General features: G+C 61.0%; 21 protein-coding genes. 15 read left to right on the top strand and 6 right to left on the bottom strand.

Going from position 1 to position 22,358, the window contains the following annotated elements; genetic code table 11:
• Positions 1-47: 47 nt before the first annotated feature.
• Positions 48-1,709 carry an alpha-D-glucose phosphate-specific phosphoglucomutase gene (locus tag RF819_RS06785; RefSeq protein ID WP_078364280.1) on the bottom strand — a complete coding sequence of 554 codons (1,662 nt, stop codon included), beginning with the start codon at positions 1,707-1,709 and terminating at the stop codon, positions 48-50.
• Positions 1,710-1,966: 257 nt separating this feature from the next.
• Here RF819_RS06785 and RF819_RS06790 point away from each other — a divergent pair, with 257 nt between their 5' ends.
• The 4 genes from RF819_RS06790 to RF819_RS06805 are packed head-to-tail and all read left to right on the top strand — an operon-like array spanning position 1,967 to position 6,186.
• The gene (locus RF819_RS06790; RefSeq protein ID WP_078364281.1) at positions 1,967-3,598 is read left to right on the top strand and encodes a peptide chain release factor 3; all 1,632 of its coding nucleotides are present in this window, start codon (positions 1,967-1,969) and stop codon (positions 3,596-3,598) included.
• A 13-nt stretch (positions 3,599-3,611) separates the two neighbouring features.
• Positions 3,612-4,466 (top strand): HAD-IIB family hydrolase, encoded by an 855-nt coding sequence (locus tag RF819_RS06795; RefSeq protein WP_078366811.1) that lies wholly within the window; start codon positions 3,612-3,614, stop codon positions 4,464-4,466.
• A 7-nt stretch (positions 4,467-4,473) separates the two neighbouring features.
• Complete coding sequence (locus tag RF819_RS06800; protein WP_078364282.1) at positions 4,474-5,667, top strand: MFS transporter; 1,194 nt, start codon at positions 4,474-4,476, stop codon at positions 5,665-5,667.
• 42 nt (positions 5,668-5,709) lie between these two features.
• A complete protein-coding gene (locus RF819_RS06805) occupies positions 5,710-6,186 on the top strand; it encodes a DUF2721 domain-containing protein (protein ID WP_078364283.1) in 477 nt (158 codons plus the stop codon).
• Here RF819_RS06805 and RF819_RS06810 read toward each other — a convergent pair.
• On the bottom strand, positions 6,180-8,345 hold the full coding sequence (locus RF819_RS06810) for a 3'-5' exonuclease (RefSeq protein ID WP_078364284.1): 2,166 nt from the start codon (positions 8,343-8,345) through the stop codon (positions 6,180-6,182). The genes RF819_RS06805 and RF819_RS06810 overlap by 7 nt on opposite strands.
• 513 nt (positions 8,346-8,858) lie before the next feature.
• Between RF819_RS06810 and RF819_RS06815 the strand changes: the two genes are divergently transcribed.
• The 9 genes from RF819_RS06815 (at position 8,859) to RF819_RS06855 (ending at position 17,539) form a co-directional block, all read left to right on the top strand.
• On the top strand, positions 8,859-9,167 hold the full coding sequence (locus RF819_RS06815; protein WP_078364285.1) for a DUF485 domain-containing protein: 309 nt from the start codon (positions 8,859-8,861) through the stop codon (positions 9,165-9,167).
• Positions 9,167-10,891, top strand: a complete 1,725-nt coding sequence (locus tag RF819_RS06820) for a cation acetate symporter (RefSeq protein ID WP_143541810.1) — start codon at positions 9,167-9,169, stop codon at positions 10,889-10,891. Before RF819_RS06815 ends, RF819_RS06820 begins: the two co-directional genes overlap by 1 nt.
• A 99-nt stretch (positions 10,892-10,990) precedes the next feature.
• Positions 10,991-12,811: a DUF294 nucleotidyltransferase-like domain-containing protein gene (locus RF819_RS06825; protein WP_078366812.1), complete on the top strand. Its 1,821-nt coding sequence runs from the start codon at positions 10,991-10,993 to the stop codon at positions 12,809-12,811.
• A gap of 308 nt (positions 12,812-13,119) precedes the next feature.
• The gene (locus tag RF819_RS06830) at positions 13,120-13,641 is read left to right on the top strand and encodes a hypothetical protein (RefSeq protein ID WP_143541621.1); all 522 of its coding nucleotides are present in this window, start codon (positions 13,120-13,122) and stop codon (positions 13,639-13,641) included.
• Position 13,642: 1 nt separating this feature from the next.
• Entirely contained in the window at positions 13,643-14,221 is a 579-nt protein-coding gene (locus RF819_RS06835; protein ID WP_078364288.1) for a hypothetical protein, read from the top strand.
• Positions 14,218-14,907 (top strand): flagellar basal body L-ring protein FlgH, encoded by a 690-nt coding sequence (locus RF819_RS06840; RefSeq protein ID WP_078364289.1) that lies wholly within the window; start codon positions 14,218-14,220, stop codon positions 14,905-14,907. The genes RF819_RS06835 and RF819_RS06840 overlap by 4 nt, the downstream gene beginning before the upstream one ends.
• Positions 14,908-14,926: 19 nt before the next feature.
• Positions 14,927-15,538, top strand: a complete 612-nt coding sequence (locus RF819_RS06845; protein WP_158081242.1) for a chalcone isomerase family protein — start codon at positions 14,927-14,929, stop codon at positions 15,536-15,538.
• 148 nt (positions 15,539-15,686) lie between these two features.
• The gene (locus RF819_RS06850; protein WP_078364291.1) at positions 15,687-16,415 is read left to right on the top strand and encodes a response regulator; all 729 of its coding nucleotides are present in this window, start codon (positions 15,687-15,689) and stop codon (positions 16,413-16,415) included.
• Positions 16,412-17,539 carry an ATP-binding protein gene (locus RF819_RS06855; protein WP_078364292.1) on the top strand — a complete coding sequence of 376 codons (1,128 nt, stop codon included), beginning with the start codon at positions 16,412-16,414 and terminating at the stop codon, positions 17,537-17,539. Before RF819_RS06850 ends, RF819_RS06855 begins: the two co-directional genes overlap by 4 nt.
• 76 nt (positions 17,540-17,615) lie before the next feature.
• Here RF819_RS06855 and RF819_RS06860 read toward each other — a convergent pair whose 3' ends face one another.
• Complete coding sequence (locus RF819_RS06860; protein WP_078364293.1) at positions 17,616-18,668, bottom strand: histone deacetylase family protein; 1,053 nt, start codon at positions 18,666-18,668, stop codon at positions 17,616-17,618.
• Positions 18,669-18,981: 313 nt separating this feature from the next.
• On the opposite strand from RF819_RS06860, the gene RF819_RS06865 reads away from it, so the two are divergent.
• Both RF819_RS06865 and RF819_RS06870 read left to right on the top strand, forming a co-directional pair.
• Positions 18,982-19,326 (top strand): TA system antitoxin ParD family protein, encoded by a 345-nt coding sequence (locus RF819_RS06865; protein ID WP_078364294.1) that lies wholly within the window; start codon positions 18,982-18,984, stop codon positions 19,324-19,326.
• Positions 19,323-19,922 (top strand): ORF6N domain-containing protein, encoded by a 600-nt coding sequence (locus RF819_RS06870; protein WP_078364295.1) that lies wholly within the window; start codon positions 19,323-19,325, stop codon positions 19,920-19,922. The genes RF819_RS06865 and RF819_RS06870 overlap by 4 nt, the downstream gene beginning before the upstream one ends.
• A gap of 25 nt (positions 19,923-19,947) precedes the next feature.
• On the opposite strand, the gene RF819_RS06875 is transcribed toward RF819_RS06870, so the two are convergent.
• The 3 genes from RF819_RS06875 to RF819_RS06885 form a co-directional block, all read right to left on the bottom strand.
• On the bottom strand, positions 19,948-20,907 hold the full coding sequence (locus RF819_RS06875) for a hypothetical protein (protein ID WP_143541622.1): 960 nt from the start codon (positions 20,905-20,907) through the stop codon (positions 19,948-19,950).
• Positions 20,908-20,916: 9 nt separating this feature from the next.
• Positions 20,917-21,228 (bottom strand): hypothetical protein, encoded by a 312-nt coding sequence (locus tag RF819_RS21480; RefSeq protein ID WP_200224344.1) that lies wholly within the window; start codon positions 21,226-21,228, stop codon positions 20,917-20,919.
• Positions 21,229-21,359: 131 nt separating this feature from the next.
• A complete protein-coding gene (locus RF819_RS06885; RefSeq protein WP_078364297.1) occupies positions 21,360-22,328 on the bottom strand; it encodes a bile acid:sodium symporter family protein in 969 nt (322 codons plus the stop codon).
• Positions 22,329-22,358 lie beyond the last annotated feature (30 nt).

Raw genomic sequence — 22,358 nt, forward strand, 5'->3', positions numbered from 1 at the left:
AAGATCAACTCACTTTCAATGGGATTGGGATGCGATGAAATCTGTCTTCAGGTGGCCACCGTGGGCCCAGCCATGCCAGTGCGACCACGCACACCGGCGACCTGTTCGGCAAGGGCGATCAGGTCCGCCAAAGCCTCCTGCACCGGATGGTCCTGCTGCGCGACCTCGGCCTCATAGTTTTCGAGGTAAATGCGCAGCGTGGCACCCTCGGTGCCGGTGCCCGACAGCCTGAAGATGACGCGCGCGCCGTCGTCAAAAATGATCCGCACGCCCTGCTTGGCGGACACGGAACCGTCCACCGGGTCGGTATAGGCAAAGTCGTCAGCAACGGTCACCGTGCGCGCCCCAAACTGCGCGCCGTTCAGCCCAGGCAAGGCAGCACGCAGATCCGCCATCAGCGCATCGGCCACCACCGTTGGTATCGCCTCGTAATCGTGTCGCGAGTAATAGTTGCGGCCATAGGTTTGCCAGTGCTCTCGCACCAGTGACTCGACCGAGCGCCCTGTTGCCCCCTGCAAACTCAGCCAGAACAGAATGGCCCACAGTCCATCTTTTTCACGCACATGGCTGGAACCTGTACCATAACTTTCCTCGCCACACAGGGTGACGCGCCCGGCATCCAGCAGGTTGCCAAAAAATTTCCAACCGGTGGGCGTCTCGAAGCAGTCAATGCCCAAGACTTTGGCAACCCGGTCCACCGCAGCCGAGGTCGGCATGGAACGAGCCACGCCCAGCAGACCAGTGCTATAGCCAGGTATCAGCTTGGCATGCGCGGTCATCAACGCGAGGCTGTCTGACGGCGTCACCACAAAGTTGCGTCCCAGCACCATGTTGCGATCCGCATCGCCGTCCATTGCCGCACCAAAATCAGGCGCATCAGCAGCCATCATGTGTGCAATCAGGTCCTCGGCATTGACCGGATTCGGGTCCGGGTGCAGGCCGCCAAAATCTTCCAGCGGAACCGCATTCACCACGGTACCCGCCGGTGCGCCCAGTTCACCTTCCAGAATGGCTTTGGCATACGGGCCACCGACCGCATTCATGGCATCCACCCGCATGGTGAAGCCTTGCTTGAACATCCCGCGCAGCATGTCAAAGTCGAACAGGCTGCGCATGACGGCGGCGTAATCCGCCACCGAATCAATGACTTCGACCTGCATCTGCTCCAGCAGGAAGCAGCCCAAGGTGTCAATGTCCAGGTCCGGCGCGTCGCTGATCAGCACGCGCTTGACGGTTTGTGTGCGGGCGTACACCGCCTCGGTCAGGGTTTCATTGGCGGGGCCGCCGTTGCTGGCGTTGTATTTGATGCCAAAGTCACCGTCCGGGCCACCGGGGTTGTGACTGGCAGACAGCACGATGCCGCCAAATGCCTGGCGCTGGCGGATCACCGCGCTCACCGCCGGGGTCGACAAAATGCCACCCTGGCCCAACAGCACCCGCTGCACCCCGTTGGCTGCAGCAAGCTTCAAAATGGTTTGGACCGCCGCGCGATTGTGGAAACGGCCGTCCCCCCCCAAGACCAGCGTCTGACCATAAAGTGCGCTGCCAAGTTGGCCGTCCGGCGCCAGGCCGTTGAGCACATCAAACAGCGCCTGGACAAAATTCTCCAGGTACATCGGCTGCATGAAAACGGGAACCTTTTTACGAAGACCAGAGGTGCCCGGGCGTTGCCCGGCAAAGACGTTGGTGGGCAAGTTTTGAATGGCCATAATGCGAGTTACCCGAAGCAGCTGTTGCAAAGAAGACTACAAAAATAGGTGCACTGAAGCGCGCTGCCAGTGGGCCATAAGGTTCACCGTAGCGCTTCGAATTTAGCACCAATCCCAGCCCGGAAACGTCAGCCAGCGCCCTTTAAAATAGATATAAACCGCTTCAAATTGACGTGGCTCAATGAAAGCCTACTTAGGCCAGTTGAGCCAGGTCAAAAGCCCGACCCAGCCCCGCGCTGCCGACCCGAGAATCTCCTGTGACTTACGCTTTTGAAACCCGCCGCCGCCGCACGTTTGCCATCATTTCCCACCCGGACGCAGGCAAAACAACGCTGACCGAAAAGCTCTTGCTGTTCTCTGGCGCGATCCAGATCGCTGGCTCGGTGAAGGCGCGCAAGGCCAGCCGCCACGCCACCAGCGATTGGATGGAAATCGAAAAACAACGCGGCATCTCGGTGGCCTCCAGCGTGATGCAGATGGTCTACCGCGACCACGTGGTCAACCTGCTCGACACCCCCGGCCACAAGGACTTCTCCGAAGACACCTACCGCGTGCTCACCGCCGTGGACTCGGCGCTGATGGTGATCGACGCGGCCAACGGGGTCGAATCCCAGACCCGCCGCCTGATTGAGGTCTGCCGCCAGCGCGACACCCCGATCATCACTTTCGTCAACAAGATGGACCGCGAAGTGCGTGACCCGTTGGACATTCTTGACGAGGTCGAGCGCGAGCTGGGTATGCCTTGTGTGCCGATGACCTGGCCGGTCGGTCAGGGCAAAACCTTTGGCGGCATCATCAACCTGCGCACCCAGATCATGACGGTGTTTGAGTCGGGGTCGGAACGTCTGCCGCACGACTTCGACGCCATGCCCCTGTCTGACCCGGCCGCGCTGGAAGCACGTTTTGGCAGCGAGTGGCTCACCGCCCTGGAGAGCATGGAGCTGGCCACCGGCGCCTCCCCCGCGTTTGACCGCGAGGCGTTTTTGGCGGGTAAACAGACGCCGGTGTTTTTTGGCTCGGGGGTCAACAACTTCGGGGTGATGGAAGTGCTCGACGCGCTGGTGGATCTGGCGCCCTCGCCCGGCCCACGCACCAGCAGCTTTGTGGTCAACAAACAGCCGGTGATCAAACAGGTGCAGCCCGAGGACGATGCCTTCAGTGGTGTGGTGTTCAAGGTGCAGGCCAATATGGACGCCAACCACCGCGACCGCATCGCTTTTGTGCGCATGGCCAGTGGCAAATACACCCCGGGCATGAAGCTCAAGGTGATGCGCACCGCCAAAGAGTTGCGCCCTACCAGTGTGGTGACCTTCATGAGCCAACGCCGCGAGGCGGTGGAAGAAGCCTACGCAGGGGACATCGTCGGTTTCACCACCCACGGCGGTGTGCAGCTGGGTGACACCATCACAGACGGCTCGGTCAACCTGCTGTTCACCGGCCTGCCGTTTTTTGCACCCGAAATGTTCAACACCGTGATCCTGAAAAACCCGTTACGCACCAAACAGCTGCAACAGGGTCTGGCCCAGCTGGGTGAAGAAGGCGCGATCCAGGTGTTTCGCCCCGAGATGGGTGGCAACATGCTGCTCGGCGCGGTCGGCCAGTTGCAGTTTGAGGTGGTGCAACACCGCCTCAAGAGTGAGTACGACGCCGATGTGCGGCTCGAGAGCAGCCAGTACACCGGTGCGCGCTGGATCACGGCTGACACACCGCAGGAGCTCAAGGACTTTGTCAACGCCTACCCGCAGCGCATGGCGCGCGACGCCGCCGACACCCTGGCCTACCTGTGCACCAGCCCCTACGACGTGCGCCTGGCGCAGGAGCGTTTCCCCAAGATCCACTTCCACCCGCTGCGTGAACACGCCGGGCTGGCGCTACAGAGCGCTGGCTGACATGCCCGACCCGATGCTGCCGCTGTCCAGTTGGCCGCTGGCGCAGCGCCGGGGCATCATCGGTGTGTTCACCGACATCGACGACACCCTGACCACACACCAGGCCATCACGCCCGATGCGCGGCATGCCTTGACAGACCTCAAAGCCGCCGGCTTGGTGGTGATCCCGATCACCGGGCGGCCGATTGGCTGGTGTGAACCCCATGCGTACGGCGATGTCGCCCGCGGCTTGCCTGCCTGGGCGGTGGACGCGATGGTGGCAGAAAACGGTGGTGTCGCCTTTGCGCCAACACTTACAAGCCAAAATGGCCTCCAGCCCTTATTAGATAAGGGACAACAGCTATCAAAAATATATTACACCGAGGCCGCCGAGCGGGTCATCAACACGCAGAAGCTACAGCAAGTGGCCCAGCGCATCCTGTCCGAGATTCCCGGCACGACGCTCTCACAAGACAGCGCCGGACGCGAGACCGACATCGCCATCGACCACGCCGAGTGTGTGACGCTGGCCCCGGACAAGGTGGCGCAGGTGGTGGCGTTGATGCAGTCCGAAGGCATGCAGGCCACCGTCAGCAGCATCCACATCAACGGCTGGTACGGCAGCCACAACAAGTGGACGGCGGCACGCTGGATGGTGGCCACCCTGTTTCATCGCAACCTTGACGATGAGCTGGATCGCTGGGTCTATGTGGGTGACTCGACCAACGACCAGCTGATGTTTCGCCACTTTCCCCACAGCGTGGGGGTGGCCAACATCCACCAGTTTGATGGCCAGTTACAACACTGGCCGCGTTACGAGACGGTGGGTGAACGCGGCGCCGGTTTTGCCGAGGTAGCCCACGCGATCTTGCAGGCACGTCTGGCCTGAGGCAGGTATGAGCGCAAATCACCCACCTCTTTCGGCACCCAGCCAGGGTTCACCGGTCGGCCTGCTGGCGGTGTTTGGCTCGACCCTGTTCCAGCTCTCGGGCATCTTCATGCTCAGCCCGCTGATGCTGCTGATGTTGAAAAACGTGCAGGTCTCCACCACCGTGGCGGGCTTGTTTGCCGCCACCACCTGGCTGGGCATTTTTGTCATGACGCCGTTTGCCTCGCAGCTGATCCAGCGCGTGGGCCGACGCCAAACCATGTGGGTGGCCTCGACCGTGCCGATCATCGCGGCGTTGGGTTTTATGCTGACCGATGTGGTGTGGGTCTGGTTTGTGCTGGAGCTGGCAGCGGGCATCACCGGTGGCCTGCGCTGGGTGCTGGCCGAGGCCTTCATTGCCGAATTTGCACCACCGCGCAAAATCGGGCGCTTTATTGGCACCTACGCCACGCTGGTGGGCCTGACCTTTGTGATTGGCCCCACCTTGCTGGCCTGGGTCGGCCCCGACAACACCCTGGCCTTGTGGCTGGTGGTGGCACTGCTGGTCATCGGGCTGGCCTGGACGGCGCTGATCCCACGCCTGCCACCCGACCATGACAGCCACAGCGCCAGCGTGGGCCTGCGCGGGTTGTGGCAGGCGGTGCTGGCCCACCCGGTGATCATGTTGGCCGGTTTTCTGGGTGGCTTTTTTGAGCTGGGCCTGGCCTCGATCCTGCCGCTGTACGGGCTGTCACTGGGCCTGAGCGCCAGCGCCGCGACCCTGCTGGTGGCCGTCAGTGGGGCGGGGGGCACCTTGATCGCCCTGCCCTCGGGTTTGCTGGCCGACCGTTTTGCCAACCCGGCGCAAGGCAGGCGCACACTGATGGCGGTGTGTGCCGCGATGATACTGCTGTCGACCCTGCTGCTGCCCTGGGTGAGCGGCGCCCAGGTCCTGGTCTGGCCCATGGTGGCGGTCTGGGGTGCAGCAGGTGGTGCGCTCTACACCCTGGCCATGGTCGACATCGGTGCCCGCGAAAAAGGGCTGACCCTGGTCAACAGCACCGCCGTGCTGGTGCTGACCTACACTTTGGGCGGGCTGATGGCCTCGGCACTGTCTGGCGCGTTGATCGAGTGGTCCCCCGCGCTGGGTTTCCCGCTGCTGCTGAGTCTGCTGGCACTGGCCGCCTGCTGGGCACTGGTGCGCCATGCCCGGCGTTTTTGACCGTTTCACCACGTGGTTTGACCTGACCCCTCGGGAGGCAAGATGTTTTTTGCAACAGATGTCAGCGCCGTCTCGCACGGTATCCAGCTGGCGGTGGCGCCGGTGTTTTTGCTCACCGCCGTGGCAGGCATGATTGGCACGGTGGCCGGGCGGCTAGCGCGCATCATCGACCGCGCCCGCCTGCTGGAGGGCCGTATCGAAGCCGCTCCTCACGACTGCCCGATGCCCACCATCATTGCCGAGCTCAAACAGCTGCGCAAACGCGGCAACCTGGTGAACGTCTGTATTGGCTTGCTGACCCTGTGTGCGATCCAGATCGGGCTGACCATCATGGCGCTGTTTCTCGGTGAAACCACCGAAATCGAGAGTTTCAAGGTGGCCACCGTGTTGTTCCTGTCGGGGGTGGGCAGCTTTTTGCTGGCGCTGCTGTGTTTTCTGACCGAAACGGTGATTGCCACCCGTATCCTCAAATTTGGCCACGGCGGGCGCCAGGCCAAACACTGGGGGCCCCCTCAGTAACGCAGCCGGGCGTAATAGGTTTTCTGCGCCGCCTCACGCGCCTGGCGCAAAGTAGTGATGCCCATGGCCTGCAGCAGCGGGATCAACCTGAGCCAGACCTCGGCGGTGACCAAGGCATCTCCCAGCGCGGTGTGGCGACCCAGCACGGTGATGTTGAAGCGCTCGGCCAGAACCTCCAGCCGATGCTCTTCATGGTTGGCGTGCACCACGGCTGAGAGCAGCAAGGTGTCGAGCACCGGCTGGTCAAACTTCAAGCCGGTGGCTGCTTCCTGCAGCTGCAGGAACTTCATGTCAAACGCCGCGTTGTGCGCCACCAGCACGGTATCGCTGGCAAAGCGGTGAAACGCGGGCAAAACCTCGGTGATGCGGGGCTGGCCACGGACCATCTCCTGGGTGATGCCGTGGATCGGGATGGTGGCGGCCGGAATCAGTCGCCCGGGGTTGACCAACTGCTCAAAACTCTCCTGGCGCAGCAGTTTGCCGTTGACACAGCGGGTGGCGCCGATCTGGATGATCTCATCCCCCTCGGACGGGTTCAGGCCCGTGGTTTCGGTGTCAAACACAGTGTAGGCCAGCTCATTCAGACGGCGGTCATCCAGTGCGCTGGTCTGGTCGGTGCTCTGGAACAGGTCGAAGTCGTAATACTCGGGGCGGCTGTCGCCGTGCCCCAGCGTGGCGGTTTCGGGCAGGTCCTGCACATTCACCTGGGGCAGAGCAAAACGGAAAAAAGCCTCGTGGCGCACCCGCTCGCGCGCAAAGATCAGCTCACCCCCATGGCGCTCGACCACATCGCGCACACTCAAACGGGTGCTCTCGGCGCCCATCTGCATGCTGTCCATCTGCCAGATCATCACGGTTTCGGTGCTCATCACCTGGTCGGTCCAGATCAGGTCAAGCTTGGCCACGCCGTTCTCGGACAATAGCCGCAAGCGCAGGAACCTGACATCAAACTCATCCACCAGCCGTGCCGACAGATACACCAGCGCCTGGATCAGGCTGTAGCTGTCCACCCGCAGCCACAGGCTGTCGTCGAGCTGCTCCAGTGACACCGTGCGCTGGCAGTGTTTCTGAATGCGCTGCTGCGCCACCAGCAACACGTCGGCACCCAGCATTTCCTCCAGCGGCCAGCGGGTGCTCTGACCATGGCTGGCCTGTTTGTCCAAGTCGGTGATGCGCTGGGCCATGCTGTTCATCTCGTCGTGCAGGATCTGGCGCTGACGCGCGCGTGGTTCACCTGTGAGCTCCGAGGCCTCCAGCGTGGCCAATGCGGTTTTCATGCCCGCCAGCGAGGCGCGACAGCCCTGAGTGAGCGTGTGCAGCATCTGGTCGCGACGCTTTTCCTCCTCAAAGGCCCGGGTCACGTTGTCGAGCATCAGCACAAACCCGCTCAGGGCGTTGTTGGCGTCCTCGGTGTTGCTGGTGCGCACCGGCGCCATCTGCACCTTGAGCAGCTGACCGGCGGCGGTGCTCGTGACAAACTGGGCCGACGGGTTGGCGGCGCCACGCAGCAGGCGCTGCTGGATGCTGTCGATGGCGTGCGCCACCAGGGCACGGTCAAACACCGCGTAGATCGAGCGGCCAATGCCCACCAGTTCAGCACCACCGGCCAGCGCGGGCACATTGGACAAGGTACGAAACTGCAACCGGGCCCGGTTGTTGTAGAGCAGGATGCGGCCATCCAGGTTGCACACCACCACACTTTGGGTCAGCTCGGCCATGAGCGCGGCCAGGCGGTCTTTTTCCTGCTGGATGCCCAGGCTGGCTTGCGCCACCTGGCTGGCCATCTCGCGGCGCAACTGGTCGCGCTGGCTGGCCAGCTGAAACACCACCTGCGCCAGCTCCTGGGTTTCGTGGGTGCCCTGGTGCTGCATCGGGGCGGCCTGCTCTGCCGCCAGCAGCACCCGGGTTTGCTCCAGCAAACGCGCAGGTGCGCTGGCGTAGCGCCGAAACAGCCAACGCAAAGTGGCAGCAATCACCACCAGCCCCATCAGCCAGGTCAAACCAATCAGCCACAACTGCGGTGCCAGTTGCCCCAGAACCAGCGCGCGCTGGTCGGCTGCCAGGGCCATCACCAACAAGCCCATCGTCACCAGCAACCAGACGATGCTGGCCGCTGCCATCACCCCCATGGCCCACACCAGTCGACGATCCAGTCTCATGCCTCAGCCTCCGTTTGACCGACCCTGTGCACCGAGCCGTTTGTCCCCACATCCATGCTTGTCTCCATTTGTCTGGTTTTGCCAGCCATTGTGCAGGCGAAGCACCCAAGAGAACAAGCCAGAACCTGCGCTGGACTTGGCCAGCAAGACGTTTTGTCGACCGCTGATGCACAACACCAACAGCGCCCTAGGGAAAACACCGACGCATCCCTTGGCCCGGCCGGCATAAGGCGCGCCAGACATCTGCCTGACACATCAGACAGAGCAACAATAATGCCTCCAAGCCCTTATATTTATTGTCATGATCGCTATAAAAATATAAGCAACACATCCAAACAGACAGACATCCAGAAACCAGTCTCGCATCCGTTAATTGAGGCAAAACCCGGCGTCTTGCCCTCGCGCAGGCCACAGAAAAGCCAGTCATGGTGTTGGCAGCCTACTTGGTCAGCAATTGGTAAGACGTGCCACTTAGCCTCCCGGCCGTCGAAGCAATTATTAGGAGACAAAACCATGCAAGACGATTTGATACAGCGGGTGATCAGCCACCCGAAATATCAGGAGCTCAAAGCCAAACGCAGCAGCTTTGGCTGGACGCTGACCTGGGCGATGATGATCGTGTATTACGGTTTCATCGTGCTGGTCGCATTCAACAAGCAGTTCCTGGCCACCAAGCTCGGTGCGGGCGTCATGACCATCGGCATCCCGATCGGTTTTGGTGTCATTGTGTTCACGGTGCTCATCACCGCCATCTACGTCCGACGCGCCAACAGCGAATACGACGACCTGACTGCAGAGATCACCAAGGCGGTACTGAAATGATGACCAAAAACGATACCACCCGACAAGTCCTCACCCTGCTGGCACTCTTCGGCGTGTCAGCGGCCGCCTGGTCTGCAGGCGCGGACCTGGGCCAGGCCCAGAAACAGGCGACCAACTGGACGGCCATCATCATGTTTGCCGCCTTTGTGGTGTTCACCCTGTTCATCACCAAGTGGGCCGCCGCCAAAACCAAATCGGCCGCTGACTTCTACACCGCAGGTGGTGGCATCACCGGCTTCCAGAACGGCCTGGCGATTGCTGGCGACTACATGTCGGCGGCATCCTTCCTGGGGATTTCTGCCGCCGTGATGGCAAGTGGGTTTGACGGCCTGATCTACTCCATCGGCTTCCTGGTGGGCTGGCCGGTCATCACCTTCCTGATGGCCGAGCGCCTGCGTAACCTGGGCAAATTCACCTTTGCCGACGTGGCCGCCTTCCGCTTCGAGCAAAAGCCGATCCGGATTTTTGCGGCTTCCGGCACGCTGGTGGTGGTGGCGTTTTACCTGATCGCCCAGATGGTGGGTGCCGGTCAGCTGATCAAGCTGCTATTTGGTCTGGAGTACTACATTGCGGTGATCATCGTGGGCGCGCTGATGATGATTTACGTGCTGTTTGGCGGCATGACGGCCACCACCTGGGTGCAGATCATCAAGGCCTGCATGTTGCTGGGTGGTGCGTCCTTCATGGCGCTGTCGGTGTTGTGGCACTTTGGCTTCAGCCCGGAAGCCATGTTTGCCTCGGCCGTACAGATCAAGACCGACCTGGCACTCAAAGACGGCAAGATTGCCGAAGTCGCCGCAGCGGCCGGTCAGTCCATCATGGGACCAGGCAACTTTGTGAAAGACCCGATCTCGGCGATCAGCTTTGGTATGGCGCTGATGTTTGGTACGGCTGGTTTGCCCCACATCCTGATGCGCTTCTTCACCGTGCCCAGTGCCAAAGCGGCGCGCAGCTCGGTGATGTGGGCCACCGGCTGGATCGGCTACTTCTACCTGCTGACCTTCATCATCGGTTTTGGCGCGATCACCTTTGTGCTGACCAACCCCGAGTTCCTGGATGCCAAGGGCGCACTCAAAGGCGGCGGCAACATGGCCGCTATCCACCTGGCCAACGCGGTGGGTGGCAATGTGTTCCTGGGTTTCATCTCGGCGGTGGCTTTTGCCACAATTCTGGCGGTGGTGGCAGGCTTGACCCTCTCAGGCGCGTCGGCTGTGTCACACGACATTTATGCCACCGTGATCAAGCAAGGCAAGGCCAACAGCGCCGATGAGCTGCGTATCTCCAAAATCACCACCATTTGCCTCGGCATTCTGGCGGTGACACTGGGCATCGTGTTCGAGAAACAGAACATCGCCTTCATGGTGTCGCTGGCGTTTGCGATTGCGGCCTCGGCCAACTTCCCGGTGTTGTTCATGTCGGTGCTGTGGAAAGACTGCACCACCCGGGGTGCTGTGATCGGCGGCTTTTTGGGTCTGATTTCCTCGGTGGCCTTGACCGTGGTGTCGCCTTCGGTGTGGGAAGCCACGCTGGGCAACCCCAAAGGTTCAGCCCTGTTCCCCTACACCTCACCAGCGCTGTTCTCGATGACCATCGGCTTTGTTGGCATCTGGTTGTTCTCGCTGATGGACAAGAGTGCACGTGCGGCCAAAGACCGCGATGGTTTCCTGGCGCAGCAAGTGCGTTCGGAAACCGGTATCGGCGCCTCTGGCGCGTCCGGCCACTGACGACAAAAAAGCATCGCCAGCCACTCACGCTGGCGATGCCATCCGTTCAAAGGGCTGCTGGCGCTATCGTCTGCAGCCCTTTTTTGATTGAAAGCTACCGTGTCTTTCATTTTTCCTTTTGAGACCGCCCCCTTCAACGAACTCAACGCCACTGAACAGACCCAGTTGCGCGAGGTGGCGTTGCATGTGCGCATCACCGCCGGAGACCGGCTGCTGGTGCCCGACAGCACGCCCCAGCATCTGTGGGTGATACGCGATGGCCATGCTCAGCTGGAGGAAGACGACCATGTGCATGTGTTGACTTCGGGCGAAGCCATCAGCTGGCGCGCCTTACTGACCGAGCGCAACCATGCCAGTGTGGTGGCGCTGGATGACGTGTTGGCCTGGCAGATCCCCAAAACCACCCTGATGCCACTGCTGGCCAACAACCTGCGCTTCAGTGCCCGGGTGTTTGCCGCCATGGCCACCGATCTGGCCGATGACGAGGACATTGACCACAACCGGGAACTGATGTCGCTGATGCTGGTGCGCGTCAAAGACGCCTATTTGCAAAAGCCTTTTTATGTGGATGGCCAGCTCGACGTGGTGTCGGTCTGCCGCCTGCTGGCTGAGCACAGATTGACCAACGCGCTGGTACGTGATGTGCAACAGGGGGGCGAGCGCATCGGCATGTTCACCACCACCGACCTGCGTGATGCCTTATTAAAACCTATAGCACCCCACCTATTACCTATAAGGGATGTCGCCCGTTTTGACCTGATTACCCTGGGCCCGGACGCCGAGCTGTTTGAGGCCCTGCTGATCATGTTGCGGCACCGCGTGCACCGGGTGCTGGTGAAAGACGGCGACACCATTCTGGGCCTGCTGAGCCAGCTCGACCTGATGAGTTTCATGTCCAACCACTCGCATCTGATCACACTGCAGGTGGAACAGGCGCGCACGGTGGACGATCTGCGTGCAGCGGCGCACCAGGTGGACGACTCGATCAAGATGCTGCAGCGTGGCGGTATGCGCATCGAGATCATCTCCAAGCTGGTGAGTGAGCTCAATGGCCAGATTTTTGCCCGCTTGTGGTCGCTGCTGGCGCCCGCTGAGTTGCAGCAAAACAGTTGCCTGCTGGTGATGGGCAGCGAGGGCCGCAGTGAACAGATCCTCAAAACAGACCAGGACAACGCCCTGCTGCTGCGCGATGGCTACAGCTGTGTCGATCTGGCCAGCATCACCGGTCAATTCAGTGCCGCCCTGCTGACCTTTGGTTACCCGCCTTGCCCGGGCAACATCATGATCACCAACCCGCTGTGGTGCCAATCCCTGGCGGCTTTTCGCGAGACCATAACCCAGTGGTTGTTTGACGCGGACCCCGAGGGCAAGATGAACCTGGCCATTTTTCTGGACGCCCGGGCCATTGCTGGCGACGCCTCGCTGCTGGCCAACGCCCGCGAACATGCGCTGAACCTGGCCACCGGCAGCCTGTCTTACATGGCCCGCATGGCCAGCGCCATCGACCAGTTTGCCGAGCCCACACAAGGCTGGTGGAGCCGCATCACCAAATTGCAGATCAGCGAGCCAGAGACCTTTGACCTGAAAAAAATCGGCACCTTCCCGATCGTGCACGGCACCCGTGCCCTGGCCCTGGAGCATCGGCTGGAGACACTGGGTACGGTCGAGCGGCTGCAGGAACTGGGCCACCGACAGCTGTTGCCGACAGCGCTGGTGCGTGATCTGGTAGAAACCTTGCACCTGCTGATGGCGATGAAACTGCGCAACAACCTGCGCCAGCAGTCCCTCGGGCAACCCATCAGCAACCTGATTGAGCTCAACACCTTGGGCACCCTCGACCGCGACCTGCTCAAGGACGCCTTGCTGATCATCAAGCAGTTCAAACAGCACCTGCGCCTGCACTACCGGCTCGAAGCCTGAGCCGATGGCTTGAGCCCCCTGCGGGGCTGAGCGGCTGCCCATCCCGCGCTTGGACCCGCGTGGCGGACGTGTTTTCCCAACCCAACTGGACCCTGGCGGCACTTTTGTGTCGAGGCGGAAACAATTTATCCAACAAATTAGCATCACGTTAATTTGGTATATCCAATATATTCAATTGAATAACTTCTGGTGAAGGATTTATTTTCAAGCACAGAGGTATCCAGTTTTGGTGCTTTTTATAAAAAGCTAGCCACTCACCCGCAGCCCTAATATTTACTCACCTTTCCAATCAACCCCAGGAGATGTTTGTGAGTAATATCAGCTCGGTGACTTCTTATATGCCGTCGTCGACGGCTCTCAAATCCATTCAATCCAATTACGACACCTACAACCAAGCCTATGGCCCGGTGGTGGCCAATGTGGCTGGTGTCGCAGAATCGGTGGCCGATGCAGCCAGCGCCGTTGTGACTTTCAGCGCCGAGAGCCTGAGCAAGCTCGGTGAGCTCGCTGGCGAAGGGTTTGACGCCGTTGGTGACGCTTTCGGCGATGCCGGGAGCGCCATCGGTGATGCGGTGGACAGTGTGGAAAACGGCCTGTCCGGCTTGTACACCGACATCTCGGACCTCGCGCAAAACGGTGTGGAAGCCATCAGCGACACCGCCACCTCGATGGCCGACAGCATCAGCGAGGCCACAGAGTCGGTGGTGGATACCGTCAGTGATGCGGCTTCCTCGGTGGTGGACGGCATCGGCTCGGTCGCCAACAGCGTCGCGGGTTACGCCACCATGGGCGCGCTGGCAGTCAAACAAGCCATCAGCGAACTGGCCTGACATGGCTGCCCGCCCACACACCGCAGCGCTGGTGCTGGCCAGTTGCGCCCTGTCGGGCTGCTCCATCCTCAGCCCGATGCCACTTTGGGAACTGACCAAAGCCACCGGTCAGCTGGCCTTCAGCGCCCTGCAGACAGAGCCGGGCGAGGCCAGTGACACGGTCTACCACGCCCATGCCCGTTTTTCCAGCTTGTGCATCGAATACAACCCGCAGACCCAGACCGCCGATGTGCTGCCCGCCCTGCAACTGGCGCTGCGTGCCCACCAGATTGACAGCCGCGTGTATGAAAGTGCCATCAACACGCCCCATTGCCCGGTCTGGTTGCGCTACAGCGCCCAAATGGAGTGGGGAAAGTCGCCCTACTCAGAGCGTTACCAGGCCTACATCAGCCAAGCCACCCTGAGCTTGCAAACCGACCGCGGCCAGGTGTTGTCCAGCAGCCACTACAGCTTGGGTGACGGCATGCGCACCAGCAAATGGGCCTCGACCCAGGACAAGCTGGCGCCGGTGGTCAGTGCCCTGGTCACCGGGATACAGCCAGACAAGCGGACAACCCAACCCGTCAAGGAGCAATCATGACCCGCCCCTTTGCCCGCCCTGTGCTGGCGGCCCTCAGCCTGAGCAGCCTGTTGCTGGGCTGTGCCAGCCCGAACCCCACCACCGTGCCAGGGCCGCTGTCGGCCTTGCCTGTGGCCCGCCCGACAAATCTGGAGCGGGTCACCACCGGATCGCTGTTCCAGGCCAGTTCAGGCTCGCTCTTTAGCGGGCGGCAAAAACCCCGCGCCATTGGTGACACCGTCAAGGTGAGCATCTCGGAGAAACTCAGTGCCAGCGACACCGTCAAGGCAGATGCCAACCGGGAAACATCCTTGAAGTCCAAAGGGCCTGGCGTTCGGGAAGACTCCCCGCTGGCGGGCCTGTTCAACCAGGACGCCACCGCCTCCGGCAGCAATGCCTTCAAGGGCAACGGCAGCGCCAAAAACGACAGCAGTTTTACCGGCCAACTCGCCGCCTCGGTGGTCAATGTTCTAGCCAATGGCAACCTGGTGGTGGCGGGTGAACGCAGCATCGCCCTGCATGGTGGTGGCAGCATCCTGCGTTTTTCCGGGGTGGTCGATCCGCGCGACATCAAGGACGGCAACGTCATCCAGTCGAGTGATGTGGTCAATGCCCGCCTGGAAGTGGTGGCACAGGGCGAGTCGTCCGAGATTGCCTCTCGCACCTGGCTGCAAAAGGTGCTCAGCAGAACCTTGTCCGTCTGGTAGTGGCTTCAGGGGAAAAGCCATGTTCACATTTCTCAAAACCACTTTGACAGCGGTGTCCTGGTTGGCTGCCAGCCTGCCCGCCACCGCCGCACTGCAGATGGACGGTGTGGCGCTGGAGGATTCGGTCCAGGTGGCTGGCAAAAACCTCAAGCTCAATGGCGCGGGCATCAGCATGCGTTTGATCTTCAAGGTCTACGCCCTGGGTCTGTACCTGCCCAACCGCCAGGACACAACACGTGACGTGTTGCATGGCGAGGGCCCCAAAAGGCTGTTGATCGCCATGTTGCGCGATGTCAGCGGCACAGAGTTCAACGACGAGTTGCGCCAGTATGCGGTGGCTGAGAGCGCCTCGGTGCCCGCGCACATTCTGGACAACATGGTGCGCCTGGGTCAGGCCATTGAACGCCAGTCCAACGGCCTGCGCAAAGGCGACACCCTGACGCTGGACTGGGTGCCAGGCACCGGCACAATGGTGGAACTCAACAACAAGCCGCTGACCGCCCCACTGCGCGACATGGCGTTTTACAAGGCTTTGCTCAACATCTGGCTGGGCGACCGGCCGGCCGATTCCGGGCTCAAAATGAAATTATTGGGCCAAGCCACGGAATTGCGCTCAGCCTTGCGTGACTGAACCCGGGTCAATATGTGAACGCAATATGTCGACTTTGTATCTGTTTGGACATAAAACACACCACATACTCAGAATGCCCCCCCAGAAAGGCTTTGGCACAAATAGCCACAAATGACAAACCTACAATCAGCCCATTTATGCCTTCAAGATGACTTCCAAATTTCAGGTACTGATTGTCAACGACGACGAAGATATCAATCGCCTGCTGGCCGATTATCTGGTGCCCTATGGCTTTGTGACCCATGTGGCCTGTGATGCCGACAGCATGCGCCGCCAGCTGGAGCGCCACAGCATCGACCTGATCGTGATGGATGTGATGTTGCCCGGTACCGATGGCCTGAGCCTGACGCGCGAAGTCAGGCAACACTCGCCCATCCCGGTGATCATGCTGACCGCCCGCGCCGACCATTTCGACCGGGTGCTGGGCCTGGAGAACGGCGCCGACGACTATGTCACCAAGCCGTTTGAGCCGCGTGAGCTGGTGGCCCGCATCCAGTCGGTGCTGCGCCGCGCCAACGCCCACAGCAACACCAAAGGACGTGACGGTGGCCATGTGATCTGTTTCAACGGCTGGAAGCTCAACCCAGAGAACCACAGCCTGCACGCCCCCAGTGGCATCACCGTGGCTCTGTCCAATGCCGAGTTCCGGCTGCTGTGCAGCTTTTTGCACACCCCTCGGCGTTTGCTGAGCCGCGACCAGCTGATCGAACTCGCCCATGGCCATGTGGCTGGTGCCGGTGAGCGCAGCATTGACCTGCTGGTGTCACGGCTGCGCCAGAAGCTGGCTGGCTCGCCCGACGGTGCAGACATGATCAAAACCGTCCGGGGTCGTGGTTACCTGTTTACCGCACCGGTTGAGCGGGGTCAGGCCGCGTGAAGCTTCGGCTGATCGGGCTGGCCCGTCGGCTGGTGCCGAGCACACTGTTTGGCCGCCTGGCCCTGCTGCTGTGTGTGGCGGTGTTGATCAGCCACGCGCTGGCGATCAAGTTGATGTTTGAGGTGGGTCCGAGCCTGTTTGGCCCGATGCCCAACGGCCCGCCCCCCGGGCCACCACCCGGTCCGTTCACCGGCCCCAACATGGTGGGCCCGCAGCCCCCTCACCCCACAGACGCCCCCGGCCTGGCCCACCTGGGTCTGTGGCTGGACATCGGGATACGGCTGCTGGCGCTGATGGTGGCGGCCTGGATCGGCGCCCGCTGGCTGGCGCAGCCGGTGCGCCGGTTGGCCGATGCCGCGCGTGAGCTGGGGCGCGACATCCACCGCGCGCCACTGGTCGAGCAAGGCAGTGACGAGTGCCGTGAAGCCACCCGCGTCTTCAACCAGATGCAGGCCCAGATCTGCCAACAACTGAGCGAGCGCGACAGCTTTGTGGCCGCCGTCTCACACGACCTGCGCACCCCGCTGACGCGTATGGCGCTGCGCGCCGAGAGCCTGCAGGACGGCGAACAGCGCCTGTGTTTCCAGCGCGACATCACCGAGATGAACACCATGATCACCGCCACGCTGGACCACCTGCGCGGTGTGGCCTCGGGGGAACCGATGGTGTTGCTTGATGTAGGTTCCTTGCTGAGCAGTCTGGTTGACGACTACCAGTCCTGGGGCCACCCGGTGACCCTGGTTGAGGCGGATCTGTCCAGCCCGGTGGCGCCGCTGCTGACCCAGGCGCAGGCGCTGCGCCGCTGCATCAGCAACATCGTCGACAACGCGGTGCGTTACGGCGGCTCGGCCCGGGTGCGCTGTTTTGAAGAGGCGGGCCAGCTGTGTATCGAGGTCAGCGACCCCGGCCCAGGCATGGCCACCGCCGACCTGAACCGGGCACTGACACCGTTCTTCCGCGCCGAAGGCTCCCGCAACCGCCACAGTGGCGGGGTGGGCCTGGGGCTGTCGATTGCCAACGACATCGCACGCCGCCTGCATGGCGAGGTGCGGCTCAAGAACGGGGCCAGCGGCGGTCTGGTGGCCACCGTGGTTTTGCCCCGGCCCTCATCAACACCCAACTGACGAACGCCCCACCCCGCCCTGGATTCAGGGCCAAATCAGCCTCCAGCCCTCATATATAAAGGGCCTGGCGCTATGGTTATGGATGATTGGCGGCCTGATCAAAGCCTTGCAGCACATTGACCGCGTTGGTGCCCACCTCGGCCACCGCATAACCACCTTCAAACACAAACACCGTGGGCAAGCCCGCTTTGGCCAAGTCCTCACCGACCTGCAGGTAGTCGGCACTCTGCAGCGAGAAGCCCGAAATCGGGTCACCCACAAAGGTGTCCATACCCAGCGACACCACCAGCGCCTGCGCACCAAACTCGGCAATACCCGCCAAGGCCTGCTGCAAAGTGGCCCGCCAGACCTCAAAACCGGTGCCACGCGGCAACGGCCAGTTGCGGTTAAAACCCAGCCCGGCACCTGCACCCAACTCATCGGCGTACCCCAGGTAAAACGGGTACTCGGTGTGCGGGTCGCCATGGATGCTGCTGAAGTACACGTCTGGCCGCTCATAAAAGATGGCTTGTGTGCCGTTGCCATGGTGGTAGTCGATGTCCAGAATCGCCACCCGATCCAGCCCCTGCTCACGCAAGGCCTGCGCGGCCAGGGCGGCGTTGTTCACAAAACAATACCCGCCAAAAAAGTCGGCGCCCGCGTGGTGCCCCGGTGGCCGGGTCAGCGCAAAGGCAGCACGCTCACCCCCGGCCACGGCCAACGCCGCACTCAGGGCACAGTCGGCACCGGCGCGGGCGGCGTCCCAAGTGCCTTCGGTCAGCGGCGTGCCCGCGTCCATCGAAAACAGGCCCATGCGGGCCGCAAAGTTGGCAGGCAACACATCCGAGCGCAGGCTACGCACCGGCCACACCGAGGGCAGCGCGTCACGCTGGGCGTTGGCAGGGTCCAGCGCCACCCACTCGTCCCAGGCACCGGCCAGAAAGTCCAGGTAACGCTGGCTGTGCACGCCCAATAACGCGCTGTCATCAAAGGGTTCGGGCGGCAAGATGGCGCCAAGCTTGCGCGCTTTCAACTCGGCCAGCACATGGTCCACCCGTGCGGGCACCTCGAAACACGGCACCAACTGGCCGCGAAACATCTCCAGCTTGCCTTGGTGCTGGCTGTGCAAATGGTTGTAGTAGGTCAACATTGGGTGTTTTTCCAATTCTGTTTGTCGGTGGCCCAGCCATCCGGGCACGGGGCTGACCGGGTATTTTGCCGGGCGCGCCTGGCCTCAAAAGGCCTGCTCTGGCAAAAAACTGGGAATAACTGATTGCTCCAGCGCTGATCACCCCACGCTACGAGCTTGAGGGCTACGAGGAATTCTTGCGGTTTAAGCAGAATTCACATTCAATATTCGTGAATCGCGAATATTGAGTGTGACCGAGCCACCTGATTGAAACAAACGAATGGTTGCCTGCGCTACCACAATGGCGCAAAATGCGCCATTCAGGAGGAACACCATGTCCCAAGCTACAACCGGTTTTGCATCCGTCAAACTGCCCACCGCTTTAGTGAACCAAGCGCGCGAAGCTGCGCAGCCCATGCGCCGCTCGGTAGCGGGGCAGGTGGAATACTGGGCCACGCTGGGCCGCATCGTGGAGCACAGCGGCCTGACCGCGCAAGAAGCCCAAACTGCCATCGCCAACTACGAGACCGCCGCCCGGCGCGCTCGCCCCAGCGCCAGCGAGCCCGATAACCAAGCAGACGCCCCGCTCGCCCAGTTTATGGCCATGGAACACGATGGCAGCCTGGCGCAGCGCGTGCGCGAGGTGGTAGCCAACAAGCCTGGTGAGAGCGGAATATGAGCAGTACAAATACAAAATCTAATATCCCAGCCTCCATTGAACCAACAGAACCTCTCTCTATTGGGGAAATCGCCCAACGCATCCAGCTCGTCCGTGGCCAGCGTGTGGTGCTGGACGCTGACTTGGCCGCTTTTTATGGCGAAACAACCAAGCGCTTCAACCAGCAAGTGCGCCGCAACCTTGCTCGCTTTCCAGCCGATTTCATGTTCCAGCTCGACGAAAACGAGTTGGCCGCTTTAAGGTTGCAATTTGCAACCTTAAAGACCGGGCGTGGCCAGCACAGTAAATATCTCCCGCTGGTATTCACGGAGCACGGCGCCATCATGGCGGCCACGCTATTGAATAGCTCGAGGGCTACCGCAATCAGCGTCCATGTGGTCCGCGCATTTGTCGAACTGCGTGCAATGCTGGCAAGTAACCAAGCTTTGGCGCAGAAAGTAAACACGTTGGAGCGCAAGGTGTCAACGCACGAACGCAATATCGCCGAGCTGGCTGACTCCATGGCACAACTGCTGCACACACCCGCAGAACCCGCCAAACGGCCAATCGGGTTTATCAACCCAGACGACTCAAGCGCATCAAAAACCACTGGCTGAATCGCCCCCTATTTCGCAGTAAAAGCTAATCTGAAATCCGAGCCTCGCCTGGCAAAGTGGCGCGTATCGTTGCCTTCAACTTTTCAACGGCCTCGCCCAAGTTACCTGGGGTCCACACCACCGTTAAATGGTGATTCGTGTCGAAGTGAGTCCCTTGCGTCCTATCATCAAACACATCCTTGCGACAAAGATAGATAACCGGCTTACCGAGCCCCTCTGCAAAACCAGCCTCCCAATACGATCCCTTGTTGTGGTGCGTAAGGTCTGCCAACAAGAATCGACTCTGTCGAATTTCCACACGCAAACGGTCGTCGATCAATCCTGCAGGTTGGGAATCATCCAGTCGTTTCAACTCGAACCCAGTCGCAGCAACCGCCGGACGAAAGCAGTCGTTAACAACAGCATCCAAGTCCGGCCGTCCAAACTGCATCGCAATGAATGCGTAACGACTGGAAGTTTGACCACGCTTCAGCTCCTCGTAAAAGCCCCAGCCTGGCAGACTTAGCCGCAGCCCGTGTACAGCGAACCCGCCACTTAGAAAATCTGCAAACTCGCCTTCGATGTAACCTGACTGCTGTGCATGCCTAAGTAACACGCGCACCGACGTCATATCTTTTGCGCCCACAGCGGAGAGAACATGCTGACTAACCTCAACAGTCGCACCCACCGTCGGCAAAGAATCACCCATCCAAGCAATCAAATTCTCAAGCTGTGCCTGTGGTCGCGGTAGCTCTGTATTGGTAATGATGTTGCCCAACAACTCACTATCCAACATCACCCACTGCTCCCGTTTGGTCATCCTATACAGCGAATAGCTCAACCTATCCGCAGCGTCAGAACGCTGATTCAAGCGCCAACCCAGCGTGGCGAAGGCTGTGTCAGACATGGAATAACAACCACAACGAAGGCACTCGAAAAACAGCCGCTCGCCTCGGTCTTCACTATTGACTAGATCGTGTTTGCAAATAGGGCAAGCTTCGGCCATGTTTACTCCTCAGTACTGAATGCCAAACGTCTTTGCAGAGCTCCCCTGCTGCAGCGCCGCGTGCGCTGAGGTTGGTGTCAACCTCGGCTTCGACTTCGCGGATGATGGACAGGTGGCGGCCGACTTGGGCGACGATTCGGTCTTACTCCGCAGCGGGTGGCAACAGTAGTCGGCAAAACCAAAGCCATTGTTCAGGGGGAATTCGCGGATGGCCGCGCCGGTGGCGGCATGGAGGTTGGCGCTGGAAACAGTGCAGACGTGCCAGCCTGCCGCAGCTAGCAGCGTGTCGATGCTGACTCTGGCTTTCTGCTCTGGCGTCATGCCCCGGCTTCCTCCTGTGCTTTCCATTCTAGGCCACAAGAATAACCGGGCGGCATCCCTTATGCTGCATCCACTTGTCGCTTTGTTATTGATAGCAATTACCACCGCATGTCGGTGGGCAGAAGGTGGATTTAGCCGCCCCTCTTGGCGTAGCGCTGCGCCAGCACCGCACAGACCATCAACTGGATCTGGTGGAACAGCATGATCGGCAACAGCATCACCCCCACGGTGTGGGCGGCGAACAGCACCTTGGCCATCGGCACACCACTGGCCAGGCTTTTTTTGGAGCCGCAGAACACGATGGCGATCTCGTCCTCTTTGCTGAACCCCAGTGCGCGGCTGGCCCAGGTGGTCATGGCCAAGGACAGCGCCAGCAGCACACAACAGGTGACCGTCAGGCTGAGCAAGGTCGGCAGCGGCACCTGCGGCCACAGGCCCTCGATCACCGCCGCGCTGAACGCGGTGTAGACCACCAGCAGGATGGAGCCCTGGTCCACCAGCTTGAGGCCGCTGGCGTGGCGCCGCACAAAGTCGCCAATCCAGGGCTGCAGCAACTGCCCCAGCACAAAAGGCAGCAGCAGCTGCAGCATGATGCGGCCCACGGCGTCCAGATTGCCAGTACCCGATACCCCGCCCGCCACCACGAGCCAGCTCACCAGCAGCGGCGTGATGAACACCCCAAGCAGGCTGGATGCCGAGGCGCTGCACACGGCCGCGGCCACATTGCCGCGAGCCATCGCGGTGAACGCAATCGCCGACTGCACGGTGGCGGGCAAGGTGCACAGAAACAACATGCCCACCGCCAGGTCAGGCGTCAGCACGACGCCAAGCAAAGGCTTGAGCAACAACCCTAGGATGGGAAATAACACAAAGGTGCAGGCAAACACCAGCAGATGCAGCCGCCAATGGCTCATACCCGCGACCACCGCCGCACGCGACAACTTGGCGCCGTGCAAGAAAAACAGCAGGGCAATGGCCGCAGTGGTGAGCCACTCAAAACCCTGCGCCGCATAACCGCGCACCGGCAGAAAACTGGCGAGGCCAATGCTGCCCAGCAGGGCCAGGGTGAAGTTGTCGGGGAGGTAACGTGGGCGAGTCATTTGGAAAAGTGCAATCACTACTCTTTCGAT

It is taken from the genome of Rhodoferax fermentans, from assembly GCF_002017865.1.
GTDB classification, from domain to species: domain Bacteria; phylum Pseudomonadota; class Gammaproteobacteria; order Burkholderiales; family Burkholderiaceae_C; genus Rhodoferax; species Rhodoferax fermentans.